Origin of the sequence: Thalassospira profundimaris, from assembly GCF_003326675.1 — a bacterium.
GTDB classification, from domain to species: Bacteria; Pseudomonadota; Alphaproteobacteria; order Rhodospirillales; family Thalassospiraceae; genus Thalassospira; species Thalassospira aquimaris.
Genome location: NZ_JPWF01000045.1, coordinates 1 through 683 on the forward strand (window position 1 = coordinate 1; position 683 = coordinate 683).

2 protein-coding genes are annotated in these 683 nt (G+C 56.8%); both read left to right on the forward strand.

Annotated elements, in window-relative coordinates; all coding sequences use genetic code 11:
• A partial coding sequence (locus tag TH19_RS22845; RefSeq protein WP_181846526.1) for a hypothetical protein occupies positions 1-362 on the forward strand: 362 nt, incomplete at its 5' end.
• On the forward strand, positions 296-683 hold a 388-nt coding region (locus tag TH19_RS22360), incomplete at its 3' end, for a hypothetical protein (RefSeq protein WP_147250816.1). The genes TH19_RS22845 and TH19_RS22360, both read left to right, overlap by 67 nt.

Here is a 683-nt window from a genome sequence, read left to right on the forward strand (position 1 = left end):
CGTCTTCAGACCTCGAAGGTCTGACGATCACACCTGCTGATGACTTCAGCGGATCGTTTGATCTTGGTGTTACAGCTCAGTCTGCCGATGGCGAAGATGTCGCAACCACCACGGGCAGCATCACGGTTGATGTTGCTGGTGTGGCGGATGCGCCGACTTTGGATGTCACGGATGCCAGTGGCTCTGAAGACAGTGCGATTGCACTCGATATTGATGCCGGTCTGACGGATTCCAGCGAGACCCTTCCAGCGAAACACTCACCATCACCATCTCCGGTGTTCCGGATGGCGCGACCTTGTCTGCTGGTACCGATAATGGCGATGGTACCTGGACGCTGTCGTCTTCTGACCTTGAAGGCCTGACAATTACACCGGCGGATGACTTCAGCGGCTCGTTTGACCTTGGCGTCACCGCGACCTCGGCGGATGGAGAAGATGTCGCGACCACGACTGGTTCGATCACTGTTGATGTGGCTGGCGTGGCAGATGCGCCGACGCTTGATGTTGTCGATGCTTCCGGAAGTGAAGATTCCGCCATTGCGTTGGACATCGATGCAGGTCTTACGGACAGCTCCGAAACGCTGACGATCACGATCTCCGGTGTGCCGGATGGTGCGACTTTGTCGGCTGGTACCGATAATGGCGATGGCACTTGGACGCTGTCGTCTTCAGACCTTGAAGGTC